At 61.6% G+C, this 3,083-nt stretch carries 3 protein-coding genes; 1 reads left to right on the forward strand and 2 read right to left on the reverse strand.

Translation table 11 applies throughout. From position 1 onward, the window contains the following. The coding region (locus VN856_RS01725; protein ID WP_325685533.1) for a bifunctional diguanylate cyclase/phosphodiesterase at window positions 1–1,811 on the reverse strand (1,811 nt) is incomplete at its 3' end. A 304-nt stretch (window positions 1,812–2,115) separates the two neighbouring features. Between VN856_RS01725 and VN856_RS01730 the strand changes: the two genes are divergently transcribed. Next, window positions 2,116–2,337 carry a hypothetical protein gene (locus VN856_RS01730; protein WP_325685535.1) on the forward strand — a complete coding sequence of 74 codons (222 nt, stop codon included), beginning with the start codon at window positions 2,116–2,118 and terminating at the stop codon, window positions 2,335–2,337. Here the strand turns inward: VN856_RS01730 and VN856_RS01735 are convergent. Further along, entirely contained in the window at window positions 2,327–2,815 is a 489-nt protein-coding gene (locus tag VN856_RS01735) for a hypothetical protein (RefSeq protein ID WP_325685537.1), read from the reverse strand. The genes VN856_RS01730 and VN856_RS01735 overlap by 11 nt on opposite strands. Window positions 2,816–3,083: the final 268 nt, after the last annotated feature.

The following is a 3,083-nucleotide window of genomic DNA, read 5'->3' on the forward strand; positions in this document are numbered from 1 at the left end:
AGATAATGCGAGGTCAGCAACGACTCCATCGCGCTGCTCGGGACCGGTCGCGACAGCAGAAAACCCTGCGCCCGGTGGCATCCATGGTGCATCAAGGTCCGTGCGGCAGCGGGGGTTTCGACCCCCTCGGCAACTAATTGGAGATCGAACGCCTCAGCAAGCCCGATGATCGCGCGGACGATTGCCAGATCATTGGCGTTGGTGCCTATGTCACGCACGAATCCTCTGTCGATCTTGAGCATATCGATTGGAAGTGATTTCAGGTGCGACAAGACAGCGTAGCCGGTGCCGAAGTCGTCGATGGCGATCTGGACTCCGAGTTCCTTCAACTCCGCGAGGGTTCGCTGAGTGCTTTCGATGTCGTGAACCATTGCGCGCTCGGTGATCTCGAGGCACAGTGAGCCGGCGTCGATGCCAAACTCCTCGATGGTGTCGGCAACATTGCGGACGAAACCGCGGGTGGCCAGTTCCAGAGGCGACACATTGATGCGCAACACTGCGACCTGTCCCACGCCCCGTGACCGCCATAGGCTGAATTCGGCGCAGGCGTGTCGCAGCACCCACCGGCCCAGTTCCCCAGCGAGGTCCATTGATTCGGCTATACCGATGAACGAATCCGGGAGCAGCAGCCCTCTCGTCGGGTGCCGCAAACGGACGAGCGCTTCGGCCGCGACGATGGCACCGCTCCGCAAGTCGACCTCGGGTAGATAGTGGAGCAGCAGCGCTTGGCTGTCGATGTCGCCCTGAAGATGGAGTTCAATGTCCTTGCGGAAAAGCCTCTTGAGGGAAATGTCATCATGGGCCACCGTGACCTGGTTACCGCCCGCGCGCTTGGCCGCCATGACGGCTTCATCGGCACGATGAAGTAAATCGGTGCCGTCGTCACGTCCCGGCACCCCGACTGCCACCCCGATACTGACAGTGCGGGTGATCGCATGACCGCCTATCGCGAGGCGTTCCCGCAGGGTCGTAAGCAGCTGATCAGCAAACAATTCCGCGGTATCGATTGGCATCGGCCGATCCGGAACGACGACGAACTCGTCCCCGCCCAGCCGAGCGATCATGCCCAGGTTTTCGGCGGACGTACGAAGCCGCTCGGCAAATATCTGGATGAACCAATCGCCGACGGTATGGCCGAAGCAATCGTTGATCGCCTTCAGCCGGTCGAGGTCGAAATACAACAGGGGGACAGGTCCGGGCTGTCCCGCTGCGAGTCTGTCGGCAAGGTGCGCAACAAGCGCGCGACGGTTGTCCAAACCGGTCAGATCGTCATGATCGGCGAGATAGCGAAGCTTTTGTTCAGCGGCGGTGCGGGCCTGTACCCCTGCAAACATGCACGCGACTGCCTCGAGCGTGCTGATCACTTCCGGCTTCCACTTCCTGCCACCGAATTTGACGACGCCCAGCGCCCCGGTTGTCACTTGCCTTGCAACCAGTGGTGCGACAGCCACCGCGGGCGACGCAGCGTGGCCGCGGTCCGCGATCCAATGCTGGTAAGCACCCTCCATCTGATCAGGCTTGATCACGATTGATTTCTTGGCTCGCTCGCCTAGCGCGAGTACGGGGTCGGCGCTGCTGAAGTGGACAACGGCCAGGGGATCCGGGTCGGGAACGTTGGACCTAGGTGGCCACTCCGCGACCAACACGGAGGCCCCGATGTCGTGGTCGTTGTGGCGTAAGAAGCTGTAATCCAAATCGAACTGCTCGACGAGCCTCGCCAGCACCTGTCCGCTCACCTGAGCAGCGGTTGATGCGGTTGCTTCCAGCAGTTGGCTGGCGACCGAACCGACGAGAGCTAGGCTGTCCGGCACGGCGGCCCCCCCGGGAGCTCGGTGCGTGGCCACGCGGGCCGTCGCTTCTGGTGGTGAAATTATGGCGTTGCTTTGTTAGGACAGTTCGGCTGTTGTTGCCTAGTCGTCGTGATCTTGCCCAATTGCGGCATTGACGGCCGTTCAGAGCGGAGCAGATCACGGAATCACGAAAGCATATACTAGGCCGGACAGTTCGTCTAACAATCCGGACGAAGCGCCGGTAGCTTTTGGGGTCTCAGCCAAGCGTCGATCACTCGACAGGAACGCCCCATCCGTTGGGCGCAATCAAGATCGGCTTCTTGCCATGCTGCTGACGCAACCAAACAAAAAACCCCGGCCGGCGGAAGGGCGACACCATATTCCGTGGTGCGATCCCGCCTACTCGACCCATCTGGATCGCGATACCGGCGCAGGCGCTGAAGGGGCATTTGTCGATCGCCACCACGGAACGCTTGCGGTCGACGACGTCGAGATCCGCGCTGCCATGTTGTCCGCGCTGTGCTGGGGCTGCGGCCTTAGAGGGTGAAGTCGCCGAACGGGGTGATCAATGTGTCGGTGATCGTGGCGGCTGCGCCGTCGACGCCGGGCACTGACATCCATTCGTTTTCGAACCCGCCCCCGAAATTGGCTAAGTCGATGTGTATGTAGAGGTCAGGAGCCGCGGTAGCAGCAGCCTGATCGCTCAAGGATCCGTACCCGCCTTCGCCCATGGTGTCGAGGAAGTCGTCGTTGGTGAAGGAGCCGATGATTGTCTGGGTGTCAACACCCGCAAGGAATTCGTGGAAGCCGGCAGGAGGATTAGTGAGGTACCACGTTTCAGTGCCCTGCAGCACGTCGATGAACGGCGGATACCCCTGGGGGGCCGAGGTCGGATCGAAGGTGGACGTGTCGGGCGCCCAGATGTCGGTGGTGTCGGCGTTGGCGGTGGCCAGCGGCAGAAACGCGGCGGCGAGCAGCCCGCCGGCGAAAGCGCCGAGGGTGAGGGTGATGCGACGTCGGTTCATCGCGGGGCCTCCACGGTGTGCATACCGGCTCGAAGTGGTTTGTAGGAGCGTAACCGCCGTGAACCTATTCTGAGACAAAACTGAGAAGTCGATGGCCATGATTGAGCCCCACATCTGTCGGGAGCAAAGGAAAGTTCAAGCCCGCCGCCGGCGTCTCGTGCACGGCGCAAACACTGCTGCGGCACGCCCACCTCAAAACCACCGCGATCTAACGTGCAGGTGGCCGACCCGAAACGCATCGAGGTGCAGCTCGCGTTTTGGAATCGAT

It is taken from the genome of Mycobacterium sp., assembly GCF_035603715.1.
Lineage (GTDB): Bacteria > Actinomycetota > Actinomycetes > Mycobacteriales > Mycobacteriaceae > Mycobacterium.